Source organism: Lysinibacillus sp. OF-1, from assembly GCF_028356935.1.
Taxonomy (GTDB): Bacteria; Bacillota; Bacilli; order Bacillales_A; family Planococcaceae; genus Lysinibacillus; species Lysinibacillus fusiformis_D.
In genome coordinates this window covers 280,579-306,302 of record NZ_CP102798.1, presented here as the reverse complement: position 1 = coordinate 306,302, position 25,724 = coordinate 280,579, and the positions used below count along the sequence as shown (strand labels likewise).

Sequence of the window (25,724 nt, the reverse complement as noted above, 5' to 3'; positions counted from 1 at the left end):
ATGATGAAAAATAACAACAATCCTAAAATTTTTTTTCAAATAAACATATAAAAAACCCCCTTCGTTGGTAAATGTTTTACCTATAAAGGGGGTTCTGTTCATTATTTAGTTGGTTTTTTTAAATCCATTGAAGCTGCTGTGCTTTCAACTTTTACACGTTTTAAGAAGAAGGCAAGTACTACTGCAATCACTGTTATACCCGCTGCAATTAAGAAGGAGTGTGTAATACCATCTAATAAGGCAGTTTGCATAATCTGATCTTGCATTTGTTGCATTTGCTCTGCTGTAGGTGCCGCTCCTGATTGTGCAGCATTCGCTTTGGCTTCTACAATTAATTCTTCTGCTTTTGCTTTTGTACGGTTATTCATAAATGTAACTAAAATCGCACTACCGATTGCTCCTGATACCTGCTGTAATGTATTGTTAATAGCTGTACCATGAGGATTCATAATTTGTGGTAGTTGATTTAAACCGTTTGTCATAATTGGCATCATGACCATCGACATACCAAACATACGAATTGTATACATTGATACGATATATGTGTAGCTTGAATCAATTTCTAATTTTGTTAAACCAAATGTTGCGATTGTTGTGATTGTTAAGCCAATAATGGCCAACACACGAGGACCAAATTTATCGAAAAGCTTACCAGTGATTGGTGACATAATCCCCATAACAAGTGCCCCTGGAAGCATCATTAAGCCCGCCTCAAATGGTTCAATACCACGAATAGATTGTACGTATGCTGGTGTTAAAATCATCCCTGAGAACATCGCCATAGAGATAATAACTGAGATGACAGACCCTAAAGCAAACATTGGGTATTTATAAATACGTAATTCCAGAAGTGGCTCATCCATTTTCAACTGCTTAATGATAAAAATTATTAAAGCGATGAAGCCAACTGTAATTGTTCCATATACCCATGGACTTGACCAGCCTTTATCCCCCGCTGTACTAAAGCCGTATAAAATACCACCGAATGCAACTGTTGATAAAAGGACTGAAGGGAAATCTAAGTGAACTTCACGTGTCTCCATCACGTTTCTTAGTTTCCACACACCAAATAATAAACTAATTATTGCAAATGGAATAATCATTTGGAAGAGCATACGCCAATCATGATGCTCCACAATGTAGCCTGATAATGTAGGACCAATTGCTGGCGCCATGATCATTACTAAACCAAAGATCCCCATCGCTGCTCCACGCTTCTCTTTCGGGAAGCTTGTTAGCATAACATTCATTAAAAGTGGTGACATACTAGAAGCCCCAGCTGCTTGCACCATACGACCTGCTAGCAGCACACCAAAGTTTGGCGCAAAGCCTGCCATAATTGTACCGATTGTAAAGATGGACATCGCTGTTATAAATAGATGTCTATTTTTAAAGCGTGTCACAAAGAATGCTGAAGCGGGCACTAAAATACCGCTCACGAGCATATACCCTGTTGCTAACCATTGTACCTTTGAATAGGTAATCCCAAAATCCTTCATGATTGTTGGTAATGCCACATTCAACAATGTGTTGTTTAGAAAAGCAACAAAAGCACCCACAAATAGAATAGCTATCATGCCGTAAGGGGGCTTTTTCATTGTTTGCTCACTATTCATTTATATCCCTCAATTCTTTCTTGTGTTTTGCGATAAAACTTATTTTATACTCGTAGTCTACTTTTTTCAACAAATAAGTTTATATTTTTTATAAACGTTGATATGAAAGGATTTTAAGTGTAGAATAAGAGTATAATAATATAAAAAAGGTGAGGTTATGAACAAAAGAAAAAGACAGATTATTACAGCAGCACGTGAACTTTTTATTGAAAAGGGTTTTCTAGATACATCGATTAATGACATCATCAATGCAGCTAAAATCTCAAAAGGTACATTTTATAATCACTTTACTTCGAAAAACGAATGCTTAATCGCCATTTTGGATGAAGGGCGTGAAGAAGCTAGTAATCGTCGTCATGAGCTTATCTATGGTAAAGACCCTACAGATTTAGAAGTATTGACACAGCAAGTCGCTGTTCTCATGTATGTCAATCGTGAACATAATTTAATACAGATTTTCGAATCCGTCTTCCAATCAAGAGATAAAGAACTAAAGAAAATCATTATTAACTACCATTTACAAGAATTAGAATGGCTAGCCAGCCGACTAGTACAAGTTTTTGGCGAAGAGATTAGCCCAATTAGCTATGAATGTGCTGTCCAAACACTTGGGATGATTAACCTCACTCTACGTGCTGTCTTTATTGCCGATTATAAATATATCAATCGAGAAGCTATTGTACGTGTAGCATTGCGTAATATTAGCGTAATTATACCCACGATGCTTGAGTCGAAAGAAATCATCGTGAGTGTTGAAATGATCAATACCATTCAAAATGTGGTGAACTATAAAACCGTTACAAAAGAAATGGTTATCGAACAATTACAAGGCTTTACAAGGGGTTTGTCGAACAACGAAACAATGGAAGGTTTGGAATATGCTCAATTCTTATTAGAAGAGCTACAGCGCGAAAAACCAAAGCTTTTTATCATCGAATCACTTCTTACTCCTTTCCGTAAGGCATTCGTTGGCACAGAACATATCGCAGAAGCGCGCGATATCGCTAATAACTTATGGCGCTATGTTAAAATTGAACAGCCAGCCGAGCGTTGTACGAAAAATAAATAAAACAAAAAGAGGTATCAAATAAAACACTTTGATACCTCTTTACTCTGTTTAATAAGCCTCGTCCTTCAAGAGCATTCCTCTCTAGAAATCGAATCTAACACTAGTGACATTGGAATTTTAGAACGAAGATGGTTCCATCTTGGCCTGAACGAACACTAATTGTGCCATTGTGTAAATCAATGAGCTGTTTCGTAATGGCTAGTCCTAGCCCTGTTCCTGTTGTATCATCTGTCGTATTCGTTCCTCGATAATAGCGTTCGAATAGATTATCGAGCTCCTCCTGCGGAATACCAGGGCCTTGGTCAGCAATGGTTAGCATTACTTCTTTACCAGTATGTTGTGCCTCCACAACGACCTTCGTGCCTTCAGGCGTATACTTTTTCGCATTAGTTATTAAATTATCCATAATCCGCTTAAGTAAAAGCTCATCTGCTTGCAGCAACACATCACCATATACCTTTACACATACCTGTTCATCTGCAAATTGTGGTAACCATATGGCTAGCGGTAATAACACTTTATCCAGCTGTATCGCTTTATTTTTTAATTGGTACGTATAGGTTAAATCCTGAATGAGTGCATCCATGTATGTCGCCTTTTCTTGCATGGTTTGTGCAAAAATACGCATCTCATCCTTTGTCCACTCATATTCCTCAGATGCAAGCATAGTGGAATAGCCATAAATGGAGCTTAACGGGGTCTTTAGATCGTGCGATAAGCCTGTTATCCACTCCTCACGTAAATGCTCTGCATGCTTGATTTGTCTTTCATTTGAATCAAGTCGTTCAGATAGATGATTGAGTGACTCCTCTACAGGTTGAAACAGTTTAAATTTCCGTTTTAACTTCCCTGTTTTTTGATGATGGATTTTTTTATCACTAATTTCACTGTAATCAAATTGAGTTAGTCGTTCAATGCGTGATATAACATAGACTAATGGTCGTACAAATTGTCGTGAAATACTGATGGATAAAAAGATAACGCCCAACAGCAATATAATATGCCCTCCAAAGAAGATAGAAACGAACAATACCATCGCCTTATTAAAAGGCTCTTCAAAAGGCTTATAAGATGGGTTAGGCATTCGCACAACAAATGTCATATCGTTGGCTAAGGCTGTGCTTTGCTTCAGCTCCGCATGCTCGAAAATATCGTATTTTTCCTCTAGTAATTGTGGCTTATTTAGCTTCTCATAGCGTTCGCCAATGACTTCAATCCGATTCCATTGCTCGTCATAGATTTCAACACTGGCTTTATTTTCTTTTAGACGTTGCCGTGTTACAGCAGAAATATTCCCTGTTGCTGTCCAGTTTTCAAGTGCCTCCTCAAAAAGTGGTTGGACAGGAGTAGTCGGAAGAAATAATAAATAGTAATTTGGCAGTTCCCACGTATGCATACCCGGTTGTTTCAATGCCAATAGTTCATTATCTGACTTTCCACATAATCCACATGTATCTCCCGTATAATCAACAATTGTCATGGATGAATCAAATAAATAGAGCTGTCCTACATTTTCCTCAGCTCTCTTCACTAAATAATCAGCAATTTTAACCGTCTTCCCTTTCTCTACAACTGCATCATCTTCAATTTCAAAGGAGCTCATTACATGAATATTGTCACCAACACGTTCATTGATAAAGATAGCGAAAAACACCAGACTTATAATAAAACCTGAAATGATCAATAGATAGAATATGATGAAATACGACACAAAACGGAGTGTTAATTTTCCAGCAGACTTCATGAAGAGATGTCTCCAACAAGCTTATAGCCAATACCTCTGACAGTGATAATGCAGGTCGGCTTTCCAGGATTTTTTTCTATTTTTTCTCGCAGCTTTCTTATATGTACCATCACTGTATTATCATCAAATAAGCAATCACCCCATACGCGCTCGTATATTTGCTCTTTTGATAACACTTGCCCTACATTGTCACATAAATATTTTAATAAATGAAACAAGCGACCACTGATTATTTCCTTCACCCCGTCTACCTCGATTTCTGCTGCGTCAATGTCAAATGTAAAACGGCTGCAAGTAAATACATGATTTTCTGGTACACTCTTTTTCTTCATGTAACGGACTAACTGTACCTTTACTCGTGCTACAAGCTCTAATGGGTTAAATGGTTTTGTAATATAATCATCTGCGCCATTCATAAAACCGCGAAGTTTATCTGCATCACTGCTTTTTGCAGTTAAATAAAAAATAGGGGCATCACTTTTTTCCCGAATCCTATTCGCGATATCCAGCCCACTTCCATCTGGCAGCATGATATCTAATAGATAAAAGTCAAATGTTTTAGTATTCATTTCATCTTTTGCTTCTTCAATTGTGTTACATAATGTAATATTGGTAATTCCTTCTTTTCTTAAAATGATTTCAATCATTTCAGCAATGGCACGTTCATCCTCTAACACTAAAATTGATGCGTCCTGCATTTCCTCACCTACTTTTAAGATTAATTTAAGGTAGTCATTATTTCACCATAAGCTTCCTTCACTATTCTATGTATAAGATAACCAATTAAGGAGATAAAACGCAATGACAACTAAACGTGTTACTTTCATTGATACGATGCGTGGATTTAGTTTATTTGGCATCTTAATGGCGAATTTACTGATTTTCCAGTACGGGATGTATGGCAAAGATGAATTAAAAAATCTTTCTACCTTAGATAATGGAGCTTTATATTTTGTGAAAATTGTGATTGAAGGCTCGTTTATGCCTATCTTCACTATATTATTCGGCTTCTCACTTATTAAATTAATTGAATCCATTCGCAGAAAAAAGAATAAAAGTCGCTGGTCTATTTTACGCCGTGCTACTGGCTTGATTGCTCTCGGCTTACTTCATTCCACTTTATTATGGGAAGGCGATATTCTATTTTCTTATGGCTGTATGACTTTATTTTTGATTCCCTTTATTAATCGGAAGCCGAAAACGCTATTTATATGGGCCAGTATCCTTTTCGTCCTAACAACGGCATTAACATACGGCTCTATGGAAGCTTCAAAAAAGGAACAAAAAGAGCTAGATACCTATATTGAAAAAGCAGATAACGTTTACGCTAACGGAAGCTACTCAGAAATTTTTGATTTTCGAGCTAATGCTGAAGTACCGGGAATGGAAGAGCCAGCCTTCCTCTTCATTTTATTAATTATTACACCGTTGTTCTACGCGCCTCTATTCCTTTTCGGTATGGCACTTGCTAAAAAGCAAGCCTTCATGGAGATGGATAAGGAAATGAAATGGTATAAGCTAGGTACTCTCCTCGTTCCTATTGGGCTCGTATGTAAAAGTCTAAGTTTTATAGAAAGTGCCTTTTCTTCCATCTTATTAATGGGTGGCGCTCAGTTACTAGCGGTTGGCTATGTTTGCCTTGCAGCACTCATTTATAAAACACGTCCTGTACAACTACTTGCACCAGCATTTGAGAGCGTTGGAAAACTGTCATTAACCAATTATTTACTACAAACCATTATTTGTACAACTGTTTTTTATGGCTATGGTCTCGGATTATACGGTAAACTGGGCGTCTTTGGTGGTATCCTATTCGGAATCGTTGTATATGGCTTGCAATGTGTTTTCAGCCTTGCCTATTTAAAGAAATTTAAACGTGGCCCATTTGAGACAATCTTACGGATATGGACGAATTGGTCTTGGACTGGGCAGGTAAAATAAAACTCAACAGGTAGGCAAATAAGAAAGGAATTATTTTATATGAATAGTGACACTAAAGAAGACTTTACAGACTCATGGTGGTTTTTAGGTATTTGTGCGGCTGTAGCAGTGATTCTAACACTACTTGCATTTTCATAGACAATTGCATGGAATTCGTTTTCATTTGCCCCCTACTGTATACTAGAACTACAACTATACAGCTTAGGGGGCATTTTGTTGTTACAGCGTATTATGATTACTGGCTATAAGCCACATGAACTTGGTATTTTTAATGATAAACATCCTGGCATTGCCATCATAAAAAAAGCACTGGAAGCCCGTCTACGCACACTACTTGATGAAGGACTGGAATGGGTTATTATCAGTGGTCAGCAGGGTGTAGAATCTTGGAGTGCTGAAGTTGTTTTAATGCTTAAAAAAGAATTTCCACATTTAAAATATGCCGTTATTACACCATTTTTAGAGCAAGAAAAAAATTGGCAGGACCATAAAAGGGAAAAGTATCAAACATTAATTGCCCAAGCCGATTTTGTTACAAGCGTGACCAAAAAACCATACGAAGCACCCTGGCAATTTGTTGAGAAGGATAAATTTATTATTCAAAATACAGATGGGCTTTTATTAATTTACGATGAAGAAAATGAAGGTTCTCCGAAATATATTAAGCGACTTGCTGAAAAATATATGGAATCTCATGACTACACTCTTTTAATCGTAAATGCCTATGATTTACAAGTAATAGCAGAGGACATACAGCAACAAGATTGGTAGAAAAATATTGATATAATTTTCTGATAATTATATACTAAAATTAATAAAACCCTTATTTGTAACTAGTTCACATACGGACGTTACTAATAATTTGAAAGGAGCTATCATCATTTGAATAAACAGATTGAAATGATTCTTGAAGCTTCTCCCGTAAATGTTGCTCACGATACCTACCGCAGAGAATGCCGCTATACACGAGGAATTCATATTGAAGAACAAGAATTTCTAGCTATTTTAAATACAATGAGCAATGATGCACGCCTCTATTTCGATTTCCATAATCCTCGGAAAGAGATTAAAAAGGGAACCTATTTAAATGGACACTCTGGTCTAGCCTACAATATTTATGATTACTATAAACAAAATTATAAAATTGAAGTTTCCGAATTAATTAATGGTAAAGATTTTTATGTAAAAATAATATAAAATGTAAGCCCCTTTAAAGTTTTACCTTTAAAGGGGCCTCTTTGATTTTATAGATCTGCTACTTGAGCACCTAATTCTTTATCATTGTACATTTCTGTATCCAATTCTTTTGTAATACGTGCTGTTGTAACACCCGCTGTCATTGACCCACTTACATTTAATGCTGTACGTCCCATATCAATTAAAGGCTCTACAGAAATTAATACACCTGCAAGTGCAATTGGTAAATCAAGTGCTGATAACACAAGAATAGCTGCAAATGTTGCACCACCACCAACACCTGCTACACCAAATGAGCTAACCGCTACTACCGCGATAACTGTAATAATGAAGATCGGATCGAGTGGATTAATGCCAACTGTTGGTGCGATCATAATTGCTAACATAGCAGGATATACACCAGCACAGCCATTTTGACCGATTGATAATCCGAATGAGCCTGAGAAGTTTGCAATACCCTCAGATACCCCAAGACGACCTGTTTGCGTTTTAATATTCATCGGTAAAGTACCCGCACTAGAACGAGATGTAAAGGCGAATAATAATGTCTCTGCAGATTTTTTCAAATACGTGAATGGATTTAATCCGCTTAATGTCAGAATTAATAAGTGTACTAGTAAAACAATAAATAACGCCACATAAGAAGCAATAACAAACTTACCTAAATTGTAAATCGCACCGAAATCTGATGTTGCAACAGTACGAGCCATAATAGCCAAAATGCCGTATGGTGTTAATCGTAAGACAATCGTTACGACACCCATTACAAGGGCATAGATTGCATCTAAGCCTTTTTTAATTGTAGCTGCTGTCCCCTCATCCTTACGTGCCACACGTAAATAAGCAAAACCAAGGAATGCTGAGAAAATAACAACCGCAATTGTTGAAGTAGAACGAGCACCTGTTAAATCAAGGAATGGATTTGCAGGGAATAGCTCGATAATTTGTGTTGGTAGATCTGGAGCTGCTAAGCCCGTTGTTTTTTCTTCAAGATATTGACCGCGTGCCGTTTCTGCATCACCTTGTAAAATTTGTGTTGCATCTAAATCAAATACGGTTGCAGAAAAAATACCGACAGCCGCTGAAACCGCTGTTGTACCAATTAAAATGGCTAAAATAAGAGCTGCCATTTTCCCAAAGTTTTTGCCAATCTTCATCTTCGTAAAGGCAATTAAAATAGAAATAAAGACTAATGGCATTGCTACCATTTGTAGCAATTTTACATATCCTGTACCTATAATGTTGTACCAAGATGTTGTTTTGGCTAACACTTCAGAATCTATACCATAGATAAAATGAAGTCCAAGACCAAGTACAATCCCTAAACCTAAACCTGCAAAAACACGATTTGAAAACTTGACGTGTTTTTTATTCATAACATATAAAATTCCAACGAACACAAGTAACACTGCTACGTTAAGAATGATTTGTAAATTCGACAATGGAATGCCTCCTAAGATGTTTTATAATAATGTAATCGAATTATATACCCATAATCCCTATAATTCAAGTATGTTTTATTAAGATTAATAAATTCCTAAAATAAAAACGATTTCTTCCTTTGATTATGCCCTTAAAATTAAAATCAATAATATTTATTAGCCATAAGTAAAAGGAGCCATTATAAAAGGGAATAGTAGATAGTTATCGAAAACGTTCATGAGGCTAACTTTTAACGTATAGACAGCTAAACTATAAGGCTTGATAGAATTGCTCATTTCAGTTGTATTAATATTCTAGTCAAAAACATAGAAGTTGGTGACAAAATGGTTACCGGAATTTTAAAATTGTTCATATTAACTACAAAATCTATACCCAAAATGCCTTACTGACGAACAAAAAACCTACATCGTTTAATGAACGAAGTAGGTTTTTCTTAGTGTTGAAAAACAAAACAGTCAATTGAAAGGTAGAAATGGATTTCCGTTGCAGGCTACTTGACTCCAACCTACAAAAGTATTACCTTTTTAGCAAAGGTTTTCAAATAAGGCGAAGGTCTTCACTACTCTTTATGGAGAGGTGTTGTCACACATCACTTCCCCACATTGAAAATAAGAGCTTATTCCCTCTAAAAATAATGGGCTATTTAATCGCTATATTACTATGAAAAAAGTAAAGGCACTTTGCAGAATGGTTGATTGTAGTGGAGCCAGCGTCACTCCTAGGGGATTTAGCGTCACAGATGAGACCCTGGAGCGAGCGTAAGTGAGTGAAGCGGCTCATCGGACGCCCCCTGGAAAGGGCGCTGGAGGAACGGAAATCAACCTCTCACCTTGCAAATTTGCTTTTTCTGCCGTTGACATGATCTTTTTTCAACAACATGAAAAACCTACATCGTTTAATGAACGAAGTAGGTTTTTTGTTCGTTGATAAGGTAACAGCTGCCTGCAATTTTTTTACACTGCTTTTTCACGTGTGTGACCGCATTGGATAATTGTTCGACGGAGTTAAAATACTGATATTCATTCGTAATAACGGCAATGGATAAGGATGTACATGTTAGAGTACCTAGCTCACCCGCTCTATTAGCTACCTGCACATACACTAAATCCTCTAGCTCATAAAAGCTTAAAATATTGGCATCAAAGTCATCTATGATCTTCTGACAAATCTTTTCTATTTCATAATGCGGAAGGATGGCAACAAAATCGTCGCCACCAATATGTCCTAAAAAATCTTCCGCCCCACAGATATATCTTTTTAGTATATCTGTTAAATAACGTAAAATTTTATCTCCTTTATTAAAGCCATATGTGTCATTGTAGGATTTAAAATGATCTAAATCAAAATAGATCAAACTATAGTGTGCTAGCTGTAATGCTTCCTCTAGCTTTTCATCGATTAATGTATTTCCTGGAAGACTACTTAACGGATTTAAAAAACTGGCGATAGCTACTTGTGTATCAACAAGCTTTAACAGTAACTCACGAATGCTAACCATTCCGTCATATAAGTCATTTTTCGTCACAATGATATCATCATATAAGTCTTCAGGAGGTCTAGACATCGCTAGTGTACTAACCTCAGTGATTGGAGTATAGCGATCTACTATTAAAGGATTTTCTTTAATGATAAGTTGATTTTGCCGTCCCATAAATAAATGATAGCCATATTGAGTACCTATTTTTTGATAGAAATGTGTGCGTGTAATATGTCCAATTGGTTTTTCATCCCGAACGACAACAATACTACGCAATGAAGGATTACTTGTAAAAAGTACATCTACTTCTTTATTTTTCACAAATTCATCAATACATGGAACCTTTTCAATGACTTCCCCTATCTTCATTGTCACCCACCCTTATTTTCCCCAATTGTATTTCCTTTGCGGGCTTTCCTATTGCATAACCTTGTGCATAGTGAATGCCAATATGATGCAGATACGCCAGCTCTTCTTGTCGCTCAATCCCTTCAGCAATCATTTTAGTGTTAGCTTGCTCGGCATACTTCATTAATAAGGTAACGAGTTGTTGCTGTTCGCTGTTTTGATCGATAAATTGAATTAAGGAACGGTCTAATTTAATGAATTCTGGCTTTAAATAAATGAGCGTTTTTAAACTATTATAGCCTGAGCCTACATCGTCCACTGCTATGCGATAGCCCTGTGATCGATAATGTGATAATACACGCTCAAACTCTACAAAATCTATCACGACACTACGCTCAGTTAATTCAAACACGACTTGCTGCGGTTTAATGCCAAGTTCCTTTAGCAATTGCAGTGTTTCTCCACAATGATAATTTTTATCTACTAATACATTTGGATGTATATTAAGAAAGACTAAGAAGCTTTTATTCGCCAAATCGTTAGGCATACGTTCCTTAAATCGTTGTAAGGAAAGATTTCGACAAAAACATTCAAATAAAAATACACAATCTGTTTGTCCAACAAACTCATAAAACTGGTCGACACTATTAAATAATGCTGAGGAAACTGGACGGTTTAATGCTTCAAATCCCATCGTTTGTTTTGACTGTAAATCTACAATAGGTTGAAAATATGTATGTAAATCGTTATGCTGAATAATTTGTTTCAATGCTTTTAAACGTTTCATATATAACGTATTGCTTTGATGTTGCCCATATAAATATTTAACAAAAGAAAATATATTACTAGTTTTTATATTTTGCCCCACAGCAGACTCCATTCTTGCACCTCTTCAATTGGTTATTATGGTTCATTGTACGCTTTGATTGTAAATAGACTGTGAATCGTATGTAAAAAGAGCAAGCACACACACTAGACTTTGACCGTTTATTAGCGTAGTAAATATTTCATAATATTAAATATATTACAAATAATTTATTTGATATAAATTATTGTTAGTGTATGATTGTAATAATAGGTTTATATTACCTATTATAATATTTTGCGTTTTTACCCTATCGATCTTAATAGGGAAACCTATTTAGATATAAAAATTATTCAAGGGAGGATCCTGTTAATGAGCTTGTCTATTCAACAATTATTGGAGAACAAAGGAATTACACCGAAACCTGAACACCTTGAACTATTAAAAACACGCTGGGAGGGCATGCAGTCACTTCGTAGCAATTTAGAAGGTATTGCGATTGATGATGCAGATATCGCGGTACGTAGTATTCCTGGAGGTGATCATATTGACAACTGATTTACATTTAAAATCCGTTGAAGAGTTGGCACCCTTACTTGCATCGAAGACACTATCTCCCGTGGAATTAACGAAGGCGATTTTAGATTTTGCTGAGGAAAGTCAGCCTAAAATTAATTCCTATATGGCCTTTTACAGGGAAGAAGCTTTAGCAAAGGCAAAAGAAGTGGAACAGGAAATTCTCCAAGGCCACTATAAAGGCATGTATCACGGGATTCCGATGGCCTTAAAAGATAACTTGTATTTCAAAGATAAGATAACAACGATGTCCTCAAAAATTCATAAGGACTTCGTTTCTGATTATGATGCGACAGTGGTTGAAAAACTTCGTGACGCTGGTGTAATTTTCACTGGAAAACTAAGCATGCATGAATATGCTTGGGGAATTACCAATAACAATCCTCATTACGGACCTGTTCGCAACCCATGGGATTTAGATAAAATCCCTGGCGGTTCTAGCGGCGGCTCTGGGGCGGCTGTTGCAGCAGGGGCCAGTGTTGCTTCATTAGGAACGGATACAGCTGGTTCCATTCGAATTCCATCCTCTGCTTGTGGCATTGTTGGTTTAAAACCTACACACGGTCGTGTAAGTAAATATGGCTGTTACCCACTCGCTTGGAGTTTAGACCATATTGGCCCAATGACAAAGACAGTAAAGGATGCAGCAGGCTTGCTTGAAGTCATTTCTGGCTTTGATCATCGAGACCCTACTTGCATTGACGTTCCAACAGACAACTACGTGCAGCAGCTTTCTGGCAATATCAAGGATTTAGTGATTGGTATCAATGAAGAATACTTCTTTAAAAATGTGGATGCTGATATAGAAAAAGCTGTTCGAGCAAGTATTCAAAACTTAGTAGATCAAGGTGCGAAAGTGGAAGTAGTGCGAATTCCTTCATTACAATATGCAGAATGGGCAGAGCTTGTGACGTCCCTTTCGGAGGCGGCAGCTATACACCATTCCGATTTACAAGAGAGACCACAAGATTTTGGTGACGATATACGCCTACTCTTTGAGCTCGGTGAATTGCCTTCTGCTGTCGATTACTTACAGGCACAACAGGTACGTCGTCAAATCAAACAGGAGTTTACAGAGATTTTTAATAAGGTAGATGTGCTTATTACCCCTACTCTACCTGTTGTGGCTAATACAATTGGTGATGATTTCGCAGAGTTAAATGGTCAAAAAGTGGATTTAATTGAGAATATTATTCGCTTTACAGGCCCTAGCAACTTAACTGGCTTACCTGCCCTTTCCGTTCCTTGTGGCTTTAAAGGGAATTTACCAATAGGGCTACAAATTATTGGCCCTGCCTTTAAAGAAGGACGCATTTTAAATGTAGGGTATGCCGTTGAGCAAACGAATCCACTGAGAAATAGAAAGCCTAATATTTTTGCTAACATTTAAACGATAAGTACTGAAATCTGCTCACTTCACGGTTTACCGCTGAATGAGCAGATTTTTTTGTGGTGGATATCCATTTGCATGAATACAAATGGTTTTTTATGAACAAGTAAATTTATAATAGAAGTTAGTACCTTACTACAAGAAAGGCAATGGTCCGTTTATGAATGTAGAAAATTTTTTACAATTACCCATTACAAAGAATTTCACTGTTGTCGCTGGCCACAACGGTTTGCATAAAGCTGTTCAAAATGTAGAGATTTTAGACTTTGAATTTTCACCAGACATACACCATGTGCGAGATACAATTTTCACGCCCAACAGCGTTGTATTAAGTAGTTTATTATTTGCCAAACAAAAGCCTGAGTATTTATTAAATGCAGTAAAAAATCTAGTGGAGCTCGGGGCGAGTGCCTTAGCTTATAAGCCTGTTATTTTCAGAGATTTACCTGAAGAGGTTTTGACTTATGCAGAGGAACAAGATTTTCCTATTTTAAGATTTGGTGGAGATGAGTTTTTTGAGAAGATTATTTTAGAAACAATGGCCTACGCTAAAACACAGGATTATTCATTCTTTTTAGAAACGATCTTACGGAGATTAATGGAGGAAGATATTACACAAGAGCAAATCAAATCCATTTTACAGCAGCTCAATAGACCCTTTGAAAAATATGTATTTGTAGCAACTTTACGAGCAAGTGACACATCTCACCATAACTGGATGCAAGCTATTTTTTCGTTAGAGCCACTACTTAAATCAGGTCTGATTTGTTCTTATAAGCAGAGCCTTTTTATCATCATGACACATCCATCCCAGCTGTTTCAATTTGACAAGGTGTTACATGAATGGTTAGCATTATATGCCATCCCAACGGAAAAGATCACTTTTGGCTATAGTAGTAGCTACGATACTCAAACTGGCTTCCCTATTGCTTTACGCGAAGCCTTCTTTGCTAGTATATTAGCTGAGATTGACATGCTGCCTAGCCTTCATTATAAGCATCTGGCATCGGATCGTTTATTAATTGAGTTGTATCGTAAAGATCCAATATTTGCAATGGATTATGTTACTTCTTTTTTAGCTCCTTTACTTGATGATAAGGCTGATCCCGATTTAATGGAAACTGCCATAACCTATATCGTAAAAAAAGGAAATATTAAGGAAGTTGCCGTAGCACAATTTTGTCATCCAAATACAATTCGCTATCGTATGGCTAAAATACGTCATTTAGTAGCACCGACAGATAATGATTATGTTTTTTATGAACACTTAGCTGCAGCCGTTAAATTGTACTTATTACATAGCAAGATAGGTTTTGAGTAATCGCTTTGGAATAAGTACAAAAAAACGCCTGAATATTTAGAAATAAAATCAAATTCTTTTCCTCACTCCTATGCTATTCTATTGAAGTCAGGAGGAAGAAAACATGAAAACTTACATAGCTGATGGCATGCTATTGATTACTGCAATCGTGTGGGGTAGTGGATTTGTTATAACGGCTATTGCCTTAGAATATTTAACAGCTTATCAAGTGATGGCTGGTAGATTTTTATTAGCTTCCATTATATTATTGGTTTTATTTGGTTCTCGATTAAAAAAAGCTTCGAAATCTGTTATTTGGAAGGGAGCTTTATTAGGTACAATTCTGTATATAGCATTCGCCCTTCAAACCGTTGGACTCCAATATACAACACCGTCTAAAAATGCCTTTTTAACCGCAGTGAATGTTATTATTGTTCCTTTAATAGCCTATGCGGTTTATAAACGCCGCATTGACGGCTATGAAATCATTGGTTCTCTAATTGCGATTGCAGGAATCGGCTTTTTATCACTACAAGGCTCATTAACAATGAATGTTGGGGATGCACTTTCTCTAGCATGTGCCGTTGCTTTTGCCTTTGATATCTTTTATACTAATCTTTTTGTTCAAAAAGAAGATGCCATTGCTCTTACCATTATTCAATTTCTGACGGCATCCTTTATAGGTGTTCTAGTCGTCATTAGCCAAGGGGATATCCCGACATCACTCGAAAAAGAAGCAATCTATTCGATTATTTACCTAGGTATTTTTTCTACGACAATTGCTTACCTCTTCCAAAATGTAGCCAATCAATATACAACTGCTACTAAAGCTGCGATTATCCTATCGACTGAATCCTTTTTCGGTATGGTGTTATCCGTCATCTTTTTGCATGAAATCTTAACAAGTCGCATGGTCGTAGGTGCAGTACTTATTTTACTAGCTATACTCATTGCAGAGATCAAACCAGCACATCCTAAAAAGAAGCTAATGAAAACACTTGATAATCAGACGCCAAAATAGTTTCAGTTTTATACTGGGACTATTTTTACGTTCCTGATACTCGACTTCGACTAGTAATAACGCTTGTCGTAATGCCTACTACCAATACGGTAATAATGGATAATAGGAAGGTCGATGTGGATAGTAGGAAGCCTCCTATAACAATAACAATGGAGTCAATAAAAAATATTAATATTCCAACATTAATACCTGTCTTGTCACAGATAAATTGAGCGATTAAGTCTGTCCCCCCTGTGCTTGTCTGAAAACGCAGCATCAGACCAATGCCGAAGCCAACAAGTATACCTCCCAAAATTGCACTGTAAAGCGCATCCATTTGGACAAGATTTCGCACAGGCTTTAACAAATCAATAATTACGGAAGATGCTATTAAGCCATGTATACTATTGTAAAAATAGGCTCTATATTTAAACCAAGCAATAATAAAAATAGGAATACTAATAATAATGATCATTAAACCGATTTTGAGCTTATATAGATAATGTAATATAAGCGCTAACCCTACTACTCCCCCATCTAAAATTTCATATGGCGTTAAAAATAAATTAATTCCTAACGACAATGAAATACTTCCTACTATAATGACAAGACCTTTTGTAAAGAAATACATATAACCCCCCTCCGTGATTAAGCATGTCTTATAGTATGAAAATAGGTTATCGAACATGTTATGAAATACCCTTAGATGTATAACCATTTTTATCGAGAACATTTGCTAAATTTCTTCGAAACCTATTCAATTATTTTTCGTATATACAGGTAAATTTTGATTTAACAAAGGGGATTATTGTATGGAGCATGCTTTATTGGAACAAGTTAAACATACTAGAACTTTTTTAAGACAAGAACAATTAGAAACAATCTTTGAAGAATTTGATGTTCAACGAATGAGTTTAACAGAGGGACAGCGCTTGGAAAAATACCGTAAAATGCTTGAAAGCCCATTTCGCTTTTTCCGTGGAAGTGCCTATCTATTTTATTTTGATATGACAAAATCCGCCTCAATCTTCCATACTCCTGATAGAAAACCAACTTGGATTCAAGGTGATATGCATATGGATAACTTCGGTGCTTTTCAAAATGAGGCAGGCGAGATTGTTTTTGATGTTAATGATTTCGATGAGGGCTATGTCGGCTCTTATTTATACGATATTATTCGCATGAGCGTCAGTATTGCGCTCTATTTAGAAGAACAAGGCTTACATAAGACAACTCAGGAAACGGCTATTCAGTATTTTCTCCGTAGCTACATAGATCAGCTAAAACGATTCCAGCGTAAGCAGGATAATCCTTTAACCTTGATGTTCACAAAGGACAATACAAAGGGACCAGCAAAGAGATTATTGAAAAAGCTTGATAAACGCCAGCGATCTCATTTTTTACAGGATATTTCGTATGTAAATGAGGATGGTCAGCGTGCCTTCTTATGGAATGAAGAAATTCAACCTGTTACTAGTGAAGAATACAGCGCCATTTCAAACGCACTATCTACATATAAAATTAGGGACATAGCTTATAAGTATGGCTCTGGTACAGCTTCTATCGGTTTAAAACGTTACTATATTTTAGTGGAAGACGAAAAAGGTGCGTCAGGAGTCGAGGATTTAGTGTTAGAAATGAAAGAGGTACGTACAGCAATTCCTGCCTACTTCCTCCCTTATCAGGAACTATTTTGGGCTCATTATGAGCATCAGGGAGCACGTGTAGTCGGAACTCAAAAAGCTATGCACCATTTAGAGGACCCACATTTAGCCTTTATCACGATGAATGGACAGGAATTTTATATTCGTGAACGTTCTCCTTATAAAAAGAAGATTAAGCCTAAAAACTATAAGGATGTAGAGGATTACTTTACTACAACATCACTTATGGGGAAAATTGCTGCTAAAATACATGCGCGAGCTGATATCGATTATTCTCATGTTTTTACCTATCACAGTGAGGAGGAGATTTTAAAAGCGATCGGCAAAGAGCGTGATGTATTTATAGAGCATACAATTTTACAAGCCATGAGCTACAAGGAAATTGTCTACACAGACTTTAGTTTATTTAAAGACTGGGTAGAAACAAAATTTAATTAACATCCTAAAAAAGGGACCTCGGCATTTAGCAGAGGTCCTTCCTTATTAAATTATTTTTGCTTAGCCTTCATACGAGCAAGCAAAAAGCCGCCCTTAAATGATTTAGGCTCATACGAGATAATAAAGGCATTCGGCTCAAATTGCTCTACTATTTGAAAGAGCTCCCCTTCACGATTTCTCTTCGTTAAAATTTCATATTTATAGCGATTACTATCTCGCCCTTCTCCGATATAAATCGTGACTGCAAACCCTTCGTTACGAAGAAATTTCACAAGCTCTTCATTCTTATTTTGCGTATTAATGGTTGTATAAACATAGCCTATCGCTAGCTTACGTTCTATTTTTGCTCCTAAAAATATACCTAATCCAAATCCAACTGCATAGACAACCATAGATAACATGCTTTGCTTCCCACTAAAAACGAGTGAAAGGCCAAATACATACACTAACATCTCCAGCATACCAAATATCGCAGCAAGGAACGTGATATTCTTTACCAAAAATATTGTTCGCAATGTTAAAAAAGGTACATAAACTAATTGAAGAATTAATATTAAAACGATACTTTGCATTTGTACTAGACCTTTCTCAGAGTAGTTATATATAAGTGTATGTTGAAAGAGAGAATTACATTCTATTAAAAACCATCCTCATTTTTAAATTCCCCTTATAACCTAATTTTAAACATTGCAGATGGCATTGCTTTAAAAGTGCTCTTCTAAACTAATTGCGCGATATAATACTACCTAAGTATTGCTTATGAGATATGTTAATCGCACTTAGACACAAATTTATATATTTTTGGAAAGTGGTTCTTGTTTGACCAATGGTATGAAACAGATTCGAAAGAAAAAATCATTTTAAAGTGAGTAAAATAATTAATAATGATGATTATATGTAAACAAGGGAAAGTAGTGCTATTGATACAAGTATCAATAAAAATAAATTTAGCGTATTTCCATATTATCTTGAAGTAAGTACTAGACTGCTAAAAGGATTTTTTATTTAATTGTAAAAAACAATGTTCAGAAATGATAGGAAATGGAGGGTGAAAATCTCGACTCTCGCCAGCTCCATAATCCATTAGCATGAAATGTCACATTTTTATAGCTTAATTTTCGAAAATAGGATGTTATTACTTCAGGTCACTCACAATATTATGAATACGATCAAAAAGAGACTGGGACATAACCCAACATCAGAAACGTCTAGAATTGGAATATCCATCTGTACGGAATATTGTACATGCTTTCAACGTACGTTCATGAGAAGACTGTTTAGGATGTTCATTCCGTTCATCTTGTACAAAAGCAAAGGAAGGCACCAATTAGAAAATCATGGTGAATGAAAAATGGAAACAGCAAAAAGAATATGTTAGAGTCAAGCTTTCGGAAGAGAAAACGAGTGCCATCTATCGAAAACGCAAAGTCGATGCGGACCCAGTTTTTGGATTCTTAAAGGCTAATTTGAGTTCCATTCGGTTTTTAATACGAGGAAAATCGAAGGTTGAAAACGAAATACGTTTAGCATTAATGGCAGTTCGGAAATATATTGCCATTAATCAAGAAATGAGGTAAAGAAAATCAAAAAACTTAGTCAAATAAGTAAAAAGGGAAATCGAACAACATCGATTTCCCTTTTATCTTGAATATCAGCTAGTTTTGTCCCAGCCTCTTACTAAAAACTAATCAAGATATCTTGATAGCATACCAGAATACCAGACTTTCCAATAGTCACCATTTACGCCACCGTGTTCAATGGTTGTGGTTTCTTTGCTTAGTGTTCCTCCGTATTTATTTCCATTATTTAGTTGTTTATACACAAATTTTGTTTTAGGAGTATCTGCTGCCATCTGATACTGGCTTTTAGGATACAGCTCAAAAACTCTTTCATATATTTGATTACTAAAAGTAGTAATAGGAAGATCTATGCTAATCACTGTATTCCCTTGATGTGGTAAATTAGTTTCAATAGGTTCTTCTGCATTTGCATTGGCAGCAATCCCTAAAGACAATCCTACTGTTGTTGCACCTAATATAAGTTTTTTTAACATGTAAATTAATACCTCCATTTTCATAATATGTATCACAAATATTATTATAATACATTTTACATAAATGGTAAATATTACTTTTTTCCCAATTTTCACAATTAATTCATATATCAAATTAATCCAATTACAAAAAGTTAAATTTCTTCCGAATACGTCTGATGTCAATTTTGCGACTACTATTTCATTTCTTTAGTTATTTTATATTCAAGAGCTCTAACCATTGAACAAAAAATATATAGTGCTCATCATAAGTTATGAAGTATACTTTTCTAACTTCTTTCCCCTTTTTGGCAGAATAAAAATAAGAAAAAACTTAATAACCTGAATTTCAATTTAGCTTGTTCTTCTAAAGAATAATCTTTTACGCATACAAAAAAGCCACCTACTTTCAACTAAATTAATAGCCAAAAGATAGGCGACTTTACAACGTTCTTTTCATCAAAACATGTGGGGTATTTAGATGAAAGTTATTTAATTTTCCCTTTATACTTCACCATGCATCGGGTCTTGCTTATGCTTAGGCCCAATCATATTGAATAAAATATTAAGGATAATCGCTGTGACAGAACCACAGACGATACCGTTGGATGTTAAAATAGACACTTTTTCTGGTAGTGCATCAAAAATGCCAGGAACGACTGATACACCGACCCCTAAACTTACTGCAATCGCAGCAATCATCGCATTCTCAGCTGACTCATTCATAACTGGTACAAGCATCCCCATACCTTGTGTAATCACCATTCCGAACATCGCAAGCATCGCTGCACCTAGTACGGATGTTGGAATAATCGTTGTTAACGCTGCGATTTTCGGTAGGAAGCCAAGTGCTACTAATAATCCACCAGTGATGTAAATGACTTTACGGTCCTTAACGCCTGACATACGCGTAAGTCCCACGTTTTGTGAGAATGTTGTGTAAGGAAAGGCATTGAAAATACCACCGATTACTGAAGCTAGACCTTCTGAACGATAGCCGCGAGCTAAATCCTTTGAATCTAATTTTTTATTACAAATATCACTTAGTGCAAAATAGACACCAGATGACTCTACTAAAGATACCATTGCTACAAGTGTCATGGTGATAATTGCCGTTACATCAAATGTTGGCATGCCAAAGTAGAAAGGTTGTACCATGTGAAATACATTAGCATCCGCTACTGGCGTGAAATCCACTTTGTCCATGAATGCACCTAAAACGGTACCTACTACTAATCCAATCAGAATAGAAATCGCACGAACAAAACCTGTAGAAAAACGATACACGATTAAAATAATGATTAATGTAATAAACGCTAATGCCACATTAGAAGCAGAAGCAAAATCCTCAGCACCTTGTCCACCTGCCATATTGTTTAAAGCTACTGGTAATAAGGAAATACCGATAATCGAAACAACGGATCCAGTTACTACTGGAGGGAAGAATTTCACAAGCTTGCCGAAGAAGCCCGCAATAATCATTACAATTACACCAGAGGCAATAATAGAACCATAAATATCTGTAATACCTTGCTCTGGATTGGTGCCGATCGCAATAATTGGACTTACTGCTGTGAATGTACAGCCAAGTACTACAGGTAAGCCAATCCCGATGAATTTACCTGAATATACCTGTAAAAGTGTTGCAATCCCGCACATCATAATATCAATTGCTACTAAATACGTCATTTGTGTTGAATCAAAGCCAATTGCTCCACCAATAATCAGTGGCACTAAAATGGCTCCAGCATACATCGCAAGTAAATGTTGAATCGCTAGCGCAGTTGATTTAAAGGTATTCATTACGAGCGAGCCTCCGTAGCAAATGTTACATTGCCATCTTCAAGAGAGTCTACAATCGCTAATGACTCAACGCGAACTCCCTGCTCACGCAATAATTTTCCACCATCTTGGAAGCCCTTTTCAATAACGATGCCCACACCCACAACATGCGCACCAGCTTGTGCAGCAATATCTAGTAAGCCTTTGACAGCTTCACCATTTGCTAAGAAATCATCAACAATTAAAATATTATCGTCCTCATTTAAGAAATTACGTGATACAGAGATCTCATTTGTTTCATTTTTTGTAAACGAATGTACCTTTGATGAATAAAGGTTATCTGAAAGTGTTAACGATTTGCGTTTACGAGCAAACACGACAGGCGCGCCAATTTCTAACCCTAACATAACAGATGGTGCAATACCTGAAGATTCTATTGTTAAAATCTTTGTAATCACTTGATCAGAGAAACGGTTTGCGAATTCATGCCCAATTTCCTTCATTAATATTGGATCAATTTGATGGTTTAAAAATGAATCAACTTTTAATACGGATGAAGATAATACTTTACCCTCTTGCATAATTTTGTCTTGTAATAACTTCATTTCTTTTATATCCTTCTTTCTTTCAGAGTAATAAAAAACGCTAAATACCTTGTTTCCATTCAGCTACGAGTGGAGCAAAGCATTCAGCGTAAAAACGTCGAAACGAATAGAAAACATCATTATAATTGAAGTTCTCTAAAAGCATTGCTACCCATAGTCGATTTATTTACGGTAAATCGGTAGAAACTTGCGAGCCCTATTCTCGCTATTATATGAGTGGATTTGTATGAAACTATCAGAATATCCAATTTATCACTTTATTCGGCAAGAACCTATAACTTTTACGAAATAAAGTTTGATTTTTCGGAATTTAATGGTATTTCGCAACTTTTCAATTGCAAACGTTCGTGTTTTCAATCAACGTACTGATTATAACAGACTATTTTCTAGCTTGCTAGCATTATTTTGATAAATGAAAAGGGACTGTCATAATGACGACATTTCTGTGAAATAACAGTGTCGTACGAATGAGTAGACTCGATTGGTTGTGTAGCATATGATGCCACCCTTTTTTCGGTAGAAATTGAGGAATCACAACCGTCACTTTATGATTTGTTTTAGTACAATGGTGCTCTACTTTATCAATAAATTTCATCAATGGCTGTGTAATGCTACGATATGGTGAATAGTAAGTCACTAACCGTACATCAGGTTGCCATGCGTTCCACTTCTCTTCAAAAGCTTTTGCTTCTGCTTGATCGAAAGCTACATAAAAGGCGATCACTTTATCCACCTTAAGTGATTTAGCATAATGAAGAGAGTTTTCAACTACCTTTGTTATACCAGCGACTGGCACAATGAACACATTTCCCTCAATAGTAGTCAGCTCCTCCTGATTCAATCTCAATTGTTCTCCAACGGCTTGATAATGGTGCTTAATCCGATGAAATACAAAAATAATGATTGGTAAAAAGACGAACACTGGCCATACTTGGGGCATTTTTGTCACAAAGAACATCATAGCTACAATGAAAGAGATCGCTGCTCCAATTGTATTGATAGAAAATTTTGCTACCCAACCTTTAGGTTTTTCGCGCCACCATTTTCGCATCATTCCCGTTTGCGCTAATGTAAACGGAATAAATACCCCAACTGCATATAGCGGAATTAAATGCTCTGTGGCTCCATCAAAAAGAATAATTAAGACAATGGCCGCAACACCTAGCATCATGATGCCATTTGAATAACCAAGACGATCTCCACGAATTTGGAATATTCTTGGGATAAAACCATCCTTCGATAAATTCACAGCAAGCAATGGAAAGGCTGAATACCCTGTGTTTGCGGCAAGTACTAAAATCATTGCCGTAGTCCCCTGTACAATATAATAAAGGAAATTCCGACCAACACTAGCTTCTGCTAGTTGGGAAACTACTGTTGCTTCTGCTGTTGGGGCAATCCCATAAAAATAAGCTAAACTTACAATACCAATAAATAAAACAGCTAAAATGGCGCCCATCGCTAAAAGTGTTTTTGCTGCATTATTAGGAGCAGGATTTCTAAAATTAGGTATGGCGTTAGAAATAGCTTCTACCCCGGTTAACGCTGAGCTACCTGAGGCAAATGCCTTTAATAAAATAAATAAGCTAATCCCTGCCACTGGTGTACCAACCTTTGGATGCAGCTCTGCTGGCACCTGACCAGTTACAACCTGATAGAGCCCAATCCCAATTAACAAGAGCATAACGCCTACAAATAGATAGACTGGGTATGCCAAGATAGAGGCTGACTCTGTTACACCTCGTAGGTTTAAAATTGTTAAGAAAATCACAAAAACAATAGCAATGGGTACATTGTATGGATGAAGGCTTGGAAATGCCGATGTAATAGCATCTGTACCTGCTGAAACACTAACTGCTACTGTTAAAATATAATCAACAAGCAAAGAGCCTCCAGCTACAAGACCTGCATTCACTCCTAAATTTTCTCGCGATACTACATAAGCGCCACCACCATGTGGATAAGCAAAAATAACCTGACGATAAGATAAAATCAGTGCCACAAGCAGAACGACCACTCCAGCGGCAATCGGTAAAGAATACCAAAGGGCAAGTGTGCCCACTGTCATAAGAACAATTAAAATTTGTTCTGGTCCATAGGCTACTGAAGATAAAGCATCGGACGATAAGATTGCCAATGCCTTTGCTTTACTAAGCTTTTGTTCCCCTAACTCATCGGATCTTAATGGTTTGCCGATTACATAACGTTTGAATGAGGATTTCATTGATAAACACCTTCTAGTTTCATAGAATGTGTTTCGCTTCTCTAAATAACATCAAAAAACGTCTACAAGTCATCACTAAATAAGACTCGTAGACGTTCATCCGTCTGCCAAGCTCCACTTTTCTGCTCTTAACGCTTACGAGGTTAGCTGTCGGATTCGGGCCTGAGTAGCCCTACCCCTCCAAATGGAAGAGATTCACCCCAAGAATGGCTTATGCCATCCATCAAAATTGGTTCCCCCGCGTTTAGTTGCTTCAGCGATTTAGAAATTTGAAACTTTTATAATGATGTCATATTACGCCTGCTGATTGAAAAAGTAAAGAAGAAAATTTTTCATTTTCACGAGTGAAAAACATAGACTTTTCTCGAGCATATGTTAATACTCGTCATTGCTGCCAATACTCTCGCTACAACAAAAAACTGTCTTAAAAGTATGCTCTACTTTTAAGACAGCTCGCTCTTTTAGTCTTCTATATCTTGTTCAAAATCAACAATGTTCCCTGTCATTGCATCCACATCTACTTCATATTCATACTGACCATCTTTCAATTCTATTTCATATAAGCCATCATCCAGCTTAATTTTTGTCACGGTACCTTTTGCTTTCGTTAAGGCTGTTTCGATAGCCTGTTCTTTTGTAATAATTTTCTCTGTTGGCGTGTTAGCAGAAACGTGATTATCCCAATCATCGTCATCTCGACGCTCTTTTTTCTGCTTCAGTAATTTTCCCGTATAAGCATCAAATTTTAAATCATATTCCGCTGTCTCGGTATGCACCTCTACTTCGTAAATAGAGCGGAATTGATTTTGATCAAATTCGATATCCGCAACAGTCCCATCAACTATTGCTAATGCTTTCTTCTCAATCTGCTGCATTGTTAATACCTTATTTTCTTGCGCATTTCCTGATAATAAAGTTGTCGAGCCAATTGCTGCTCCAACCCCAAGAGTAACTACCAATGCTGGAATCATAATTATTTTTTTCATATTCATCTCTCCTTTGTTTTATCTATTCTTAGCTTAGCAAGCGAAGATGATAGAACTATAAGAGGAACATTAGAATTTCATGAGAAA

The 25,724-nt window shown here is 36.5% G+C and carries 22 protein-coding genes, 1 pseudogene and 2 riboswitches; of the genes and pseudogenes, 10 read left to right on the top strand and 13 right to left on the bottom strand.

All coding sequences use genetic code 11. The features are described from left to right. Positions 1–101: 101 nt before the first annotated feature. Positions 102–1,616 (bottom strand): DHA2 family efflux MFS transporter permease subunit, encoded by a 1,515-nt coding sequence (locus tag NV349_RS01450; protein ID WP_036118147.1) that lies wholly within the window; start codon positions 1,614–1,616, stop codon positions 102–104. Between the two features lie 157 nt (positions 1,617–1,773). On the opposite strand from NV349_RS01450, the gene NV349_RS01445 reads away from it, so the two are divergent. Then, on the top strand, positions 1,774–2,685 hold the full coding sequence (locus NV349_RS01445; RefSeq protein ID WP_271912128.1) for a TetR/AcrR family transcriptional regulator: 912 nt from the start codon (positions 1,774–1,776) through the stop codon (positions 2,683–2,685). Between the two features lie 100 nt (positions 2,686–2,785). Here the strand turns inward: NV349_RS01445 and NV349_RS01440 are convergent, their stop codons facing one another. Then, a complete protein-coding gene (locus NV349_RS01440) occupies positions 2,786–4,429 on the bottom strand; it encodes a sensor histidine kinase (protein ID WP_089934951.1) in 1,644 nt (547 codons plus the stop codon). Then, complete coding sequence (locus NV349_RS01435) at positions 4,426–5,127, bottom strand: response regulator transcription factor (protein WP_101966981.1); 702 nt, start codon at positions 5,125–5,127, stop codon at positions 4,426–4,428. The genes NV349_RS01440 and NV349_RS01435 overlap by 4 nt, the downstream gene beginning before the upstream one ends. 103 nt (positions 5,128–5,230) lie before the next feature. Between NV349_RS01435 and NV349_RS01430 the strand changes: the two genes are divergently transcribed. The 3 genes from NV349_RS01430 (at position 5,231) to NV349_RS01420 (ending at position 7,567) form a co-directional block, all read left to right on the top strand. Beyond that, on the top strand, positions 5,231–6,370 hold the full coding sequence (locus NV349_RS01430; protein WP_089934949.1) for a DUF418 domain-containing protein: 1,140 nt from the start codon (positions 5,231–5,233) through the stop codon (positions 6,368–6,370). A 231-nt stretch (positions 6,371–6,601) separates the two neighbouring features. Continuing rightward, positions 6,602–7,141, top strand: a complete 540-nt coding sequence (locus NV349_RS01425; RefSeq protein ID WP_371327994.1) for an SLOG family protein — start codon at positions 6,602–6,604, stop codon at positions 7,139–7,141. Between the two features lie 111 nt (positions 7,142–7,252). Beyond that, positions 7,253–7,567, top strand: coding sequence for a hypothetical protein (locus NV349_RS01420; RefSeq protein WP_036118164.1), 315 nt, complete (start codon positions 7,253–7,255; stop codon positions 7,565–7,567). A gap of 47 nt (positions 7,568–7,614) precedes the next feature. On the opposite strand, the gene NV349_RS01415 is transcribed toward NV349_RS01420, so the two are convergent. The 3 genes from NV349_RS01415 to NV349_RS01405 form a co-directional block, all read right to left on the bottom strand. Then, entirely contained in the window at positions 7,615–9,009 is a 1,395-nt protein-coding gene (locus NV349_RS01415; protein WP_036118167.1) for an L-cystine transporter, read from the bottom strand. An 896-nt stretch (positions 9,010–9,905) separates the two neighbouring features. Beyond that, positions 9,906–10,856: a GGDEF domain-containing protein gene (locus NV349_RS01410; protein WP_058845218.1), complete on the bottom strand. Its 951-nt coding sequence runs from the start codon at positions 10,854–10,856 to the stop codon at positions 9,906–9,908. Beyond that, entirely contained in the window at positions 10,834–11,715 is an 882-nt protein-coding gene (locus tag NV349_RS01405; protein WP_101966983.1) for an EAL domain-containing protein, read from the bottom strand. The genes NV349_RS01410 and NV349_RS01405 overlap by 23 nt, the downstream gene beginning before the upstream one ends. A 297-nt stretch (positions 11,716–12,012) precedes the next feature. On the opposite strand from NV349_RS01405, the gene NV349_RS01400 reads away from it, so the two are divergent. The 4 genes from NV349_RS01400 to NV349_RS01385 all read left to right on the top strand — a co-directional run bounded on the left by NV349_RS01400 (position 12,013) and on the right by NV349_RS01385 (position 15,927). Continuing rightward, positions 12,013–12,198 (top strand): hypothetical protein, encoded by a 186-nt coding sequence (locus NV349_RS01400; protein ID WP_009373346.1) that lies wholly within the window; start codon positions 12,013–12,015, stop codon positions 12,196–12,198. Next, positions 12,188–13,606: an amidase gene (locus NV349_RS01395; protein WP_271912121.1), complete on the top strand. Its 1,419-nt coding sequence runs from the start codon at positions 12,188–12,190 to the stop codon at positions 13,604–13,606. Before NV349_RS01400 ends, NV349_RS01395 begins: the two co-directional genes overlap by 11 nt. Positions 13,607–13,766: 160 nt before the next feature. Beyond that, positions 13,767–14,927: a PucR family transcriptional regulator gene (locus tag NV349_RS01390; protein WP_036121985.1), complete on the top strand. Its 1,161-nt coding sequence runs from the start codon at positions 13,767–13,769 to the stop codon at positions 14,925–14,927. Between the two features lie 103 nt (positions 14,928–15,030). Continuing rightward, positions 15,031–15,927, top strand: a complete 897-nt coding sequence (locus NV349_RS01385) for a DMT family transporter (RefSeq protein ID WP_058845216.1) — start codon at positions 15,031–15,033, stop codon at positions 15,925–15,927. 25 nt (positions 15,928–15,952) lie between these two features. Here the strand turns inward: NV349_RS01385 and NV349_RS01380 are convergent, their stop codons facing one another. Then, entirely contained in the window at positions 15,953–16,537 is a 585-nt protein-coding gene (locus NV349_RS01380) for a YitT family protein (protein ID WP_058845215.1), read from the bottom strand. A gap of 181 nt (positions 16,538–16,718) precedes the next feature. On the opposite strand from NV349_RS01380, the gene NV349_RS01375 reads away from it, so the two are divergent. After that, positions 16,719–18,008, top strand: coding sequence for a DUF2252 domain-containing protein (locus NV349_RS01375; RefSeq protein ID WP_036121994.1), 1,290 nt, complete (start codon positions 16,719–16,721; stop codon positions 18,006–18,008). A 50-nt stretch (positions 18,009–18,058) separates the two neighbouring features. Here NV349_RS01375 and NV349_RS01370 read toward each other — a convergent pair whose 3' ends face one another. After that, complete coding sequence (locus tag NV349_RS01370) at positions 18,059–18,580, bottom strand: DUF2179 domain-containing protein (protein WP_004227692.1); 522 nt, start codon at positions 18,578–18,580, stop codon at positions 18,059–18,061. Between the two features lie 696 nt (positions 18,581–19,276). On the opposite strand from NV349_RS01370, the pseudogene NV349_RS01365 reads away from it, so the two are divergent. Further along, a pseudogene (locus NV349_RS01365) lies at positions 19,277–19,564 on the top strand (transposase); the annotation flags it as partial. 128 nt (positions 19,565–19,692) lie between these two features. Here the strand turns inward: NV349_RS01365 and NV349_RS01360 are convergent. From NV349_RS01360 to NV349_RS01340, 5 genes are all read right to left on the bottom strand, one after another. Then, positions 19,693–20,061, bottom strand: coding sequence for a hypothetical protein (locus NV349_RS01360; protein WP_058845213.1), 369 nt, complete (start codon positions 20,059–20,061; stop codon positions 19,693–19,695). A gap of 483 nt (positions 20,062–20,544) precedes the next feature. Then, positions 20,545–21,843 carry a nucleobase:cation symporter-2 family protein gene (locus NV349_RS01355; protein ID WP_036121997.1) on the bottom strand — a complete coding sequence of 433 codons (1,299 nt, stop codon included), beginning with the start codon at positions 21,841–21,843 and terminating at the stop codon, positions 20,545–20,547. Further along, positions 21,843–22,427 carry a xanthine phosphoribosyltransferase gene (locus tag NV349_RS01350; RefSeq protein ID WP_058845212.1) on the bottom strand — a complete coding sequence of 195 codons (585 nt, stop codon included), beginning with the start codon at positions 22,425–22,427 and terminating at the stop codon, positions 21,843–21,845. The genes NV349_RS01355 and NV349_RS01350 overlap by 1 nt, the downstream gene beginning before the upstream one ends. A gap of 134 nt (positions 22,428–22,561) precedes the next feature. Then, positions 22,562–22,663, bottom strand: a riboswitch (purine riboswitch). A 164-nt stretch (positions 22,664–22,827) separates the two neighbouring features. Beyond that, the gene (locus NV349_RS01345; protein ID WP_271912114.1) at positions 22,828–24,651 is read right to left on the bottom strand and encodes an APC family permease; all 1,824 of its coding nucleotides are present in this window, start codon (positions 24,649–24,651) and stop codon (positions 22,828–22,830) included. A 118-nt stretch (positions 24,652–24,769) separates the two neighbouring features. Next, positions 24,770–24,920: riboswitch (cyclic di-AMP (ydaO/yuaA leader) on the bottom strand. Positions 24,921–25,112: 192 nt separating this feature from the next. Continuing rightward, positions 25,113–25,637 carry a PepSY domain-containing protein gene (locus NV349_RS01340; protein ID WP_271912113.1) on the bottom strand — a complete coding sequence of 175 codons (525 nt, stop codon included), beginning with the start codon at positions 25,635–25,637 and terminating at the stop codon, positions 25,113–25,115. Positions 25,638–25,724: the final 87 nt, after the last annotated feature.

Coding starts and splice junctions, on each gene's coding strand:
- NV349_RS01450 (WP_036118147.1), bottom strand. CDS start 1,616: ATGAATAGTGAGCAAACAATGAAAAAGCCCCCTTACGGCATGATAGCT.
- NV349_RS01445 (WP_271912128.1), top strand. CDS start 1,774: ATGAACAAAAGAAAAAGACAGATTATTACAGCAGCACGTGAACTTTTT.
- NV349_RS01440 (WP_089934951.1), bottom strand. CDS start 4,429: ATGAAGTCTGCTGGAAAATTAACACTCCGTTTTGTGTCGTATTTCATC.
- NV349_RS01435 (WP_101966981.1), bottom strand. CDS start 5,127: ATGCAGGACGCATCAATTTTAGTGTTAGAGGATGAACGTGCCATTGCT.
- NV349_RS01430 (WP_089934949.1), top strand. CDS start 5,231: ATGACAACTAAACGTGTTACTTTCATTGATACGATGCGTGGATTTAGT.
- NV349_RS01425 (WP_371327994.1), top strand. CDS start 6,602: ATGATTACTGGCTATAAGCCACATGAACTTGGTATTTTTAATGATAAA.
- NV349_RS01410 (WP_058845218.1), bottom strand. CDS start 10,856: ATGAAGATAGGGGAAGTCATTGAAAAGGTTCCATGTATTGATGAATTT.
- NV349_RS01405 (WP_101966983.1), bottom strand. CDS start 11,715: ATGGAGTCTGCTGTGGGGCAAAATATAAAAACTAGTAATATATTTTCT.
- NV349_RS01400 (WP_009373346.1), top strand. CDS start 12,013: ATGAGCTTGTCTATTCAACAATTATTGGAGAACAAAGGAATTACACCG.
- NV349_RS01390 (WP_036121985.1), top strand. CDS start 13,767: ATGAATGTAGAAAATTTTTTACAATTACCCATTACAAAGAATTTCACT.
- NV349_RS01385 (WP_058845216.1), top strand. CDS start 15,031: ATGAAAACTTACATAGCTGATGGCATGCTATTGATTACTGCAATCGTG.
- NV349_RS01380 (WP_058845215.1), bottom strand. CDS start 16,537: ATGTATTTCTTTACAAAAGGTCTTGTCATTATAGTAGGAAGTATTTCA.
- NV349_RS01375 (WP_036121994.1), top strand. CDS start 16,719: ATGGAGCATGCTTTATTGGAACAAGTTAAACATACTAGAACTTTTTTA.
- NV349_RS01370 (WP_004227692.1), bottom strand. CDS start 18,580: ATGCAAAGTATCGTTTTAATATTAATTCTTCAATTAGTTTATGTACCT.
- NV349_RS01360 (WP_058845213.1), bottom strand. CDS start 20,061: ATGTTAAAAAAACTTATATTAGGTGCAACAACAGTAGGATTGTCTTTA.
- NV349_RS01355 (WP_036121997.1), bottom strand. CDS start 21,843: ATGAATACCTTTAAATCAACTGCGCTAGCGATTCAACATTTACTTGCG.
- NV349_RS01350 (WP_058845212.1), bottom strand. CDS start 22,427: ATGAAGTTATTACAAGACAAAATTATGCAAGAGGGTAAAGTATTATCT.
- NV349_RS01345 (WP_271912114.1), bottom strand. CDS start 24,651: ATGAAATCCTCATTCAAACGTTATGTAATCGGCAAACCATTAAGATCC.
- NV349_RS01340 (WP_271912113.1), bottom strand. CDS start 25,637: ATGAAAAAAATAATTATGATTCCAGCATTGGTAGTTACTCTTGGGGTT.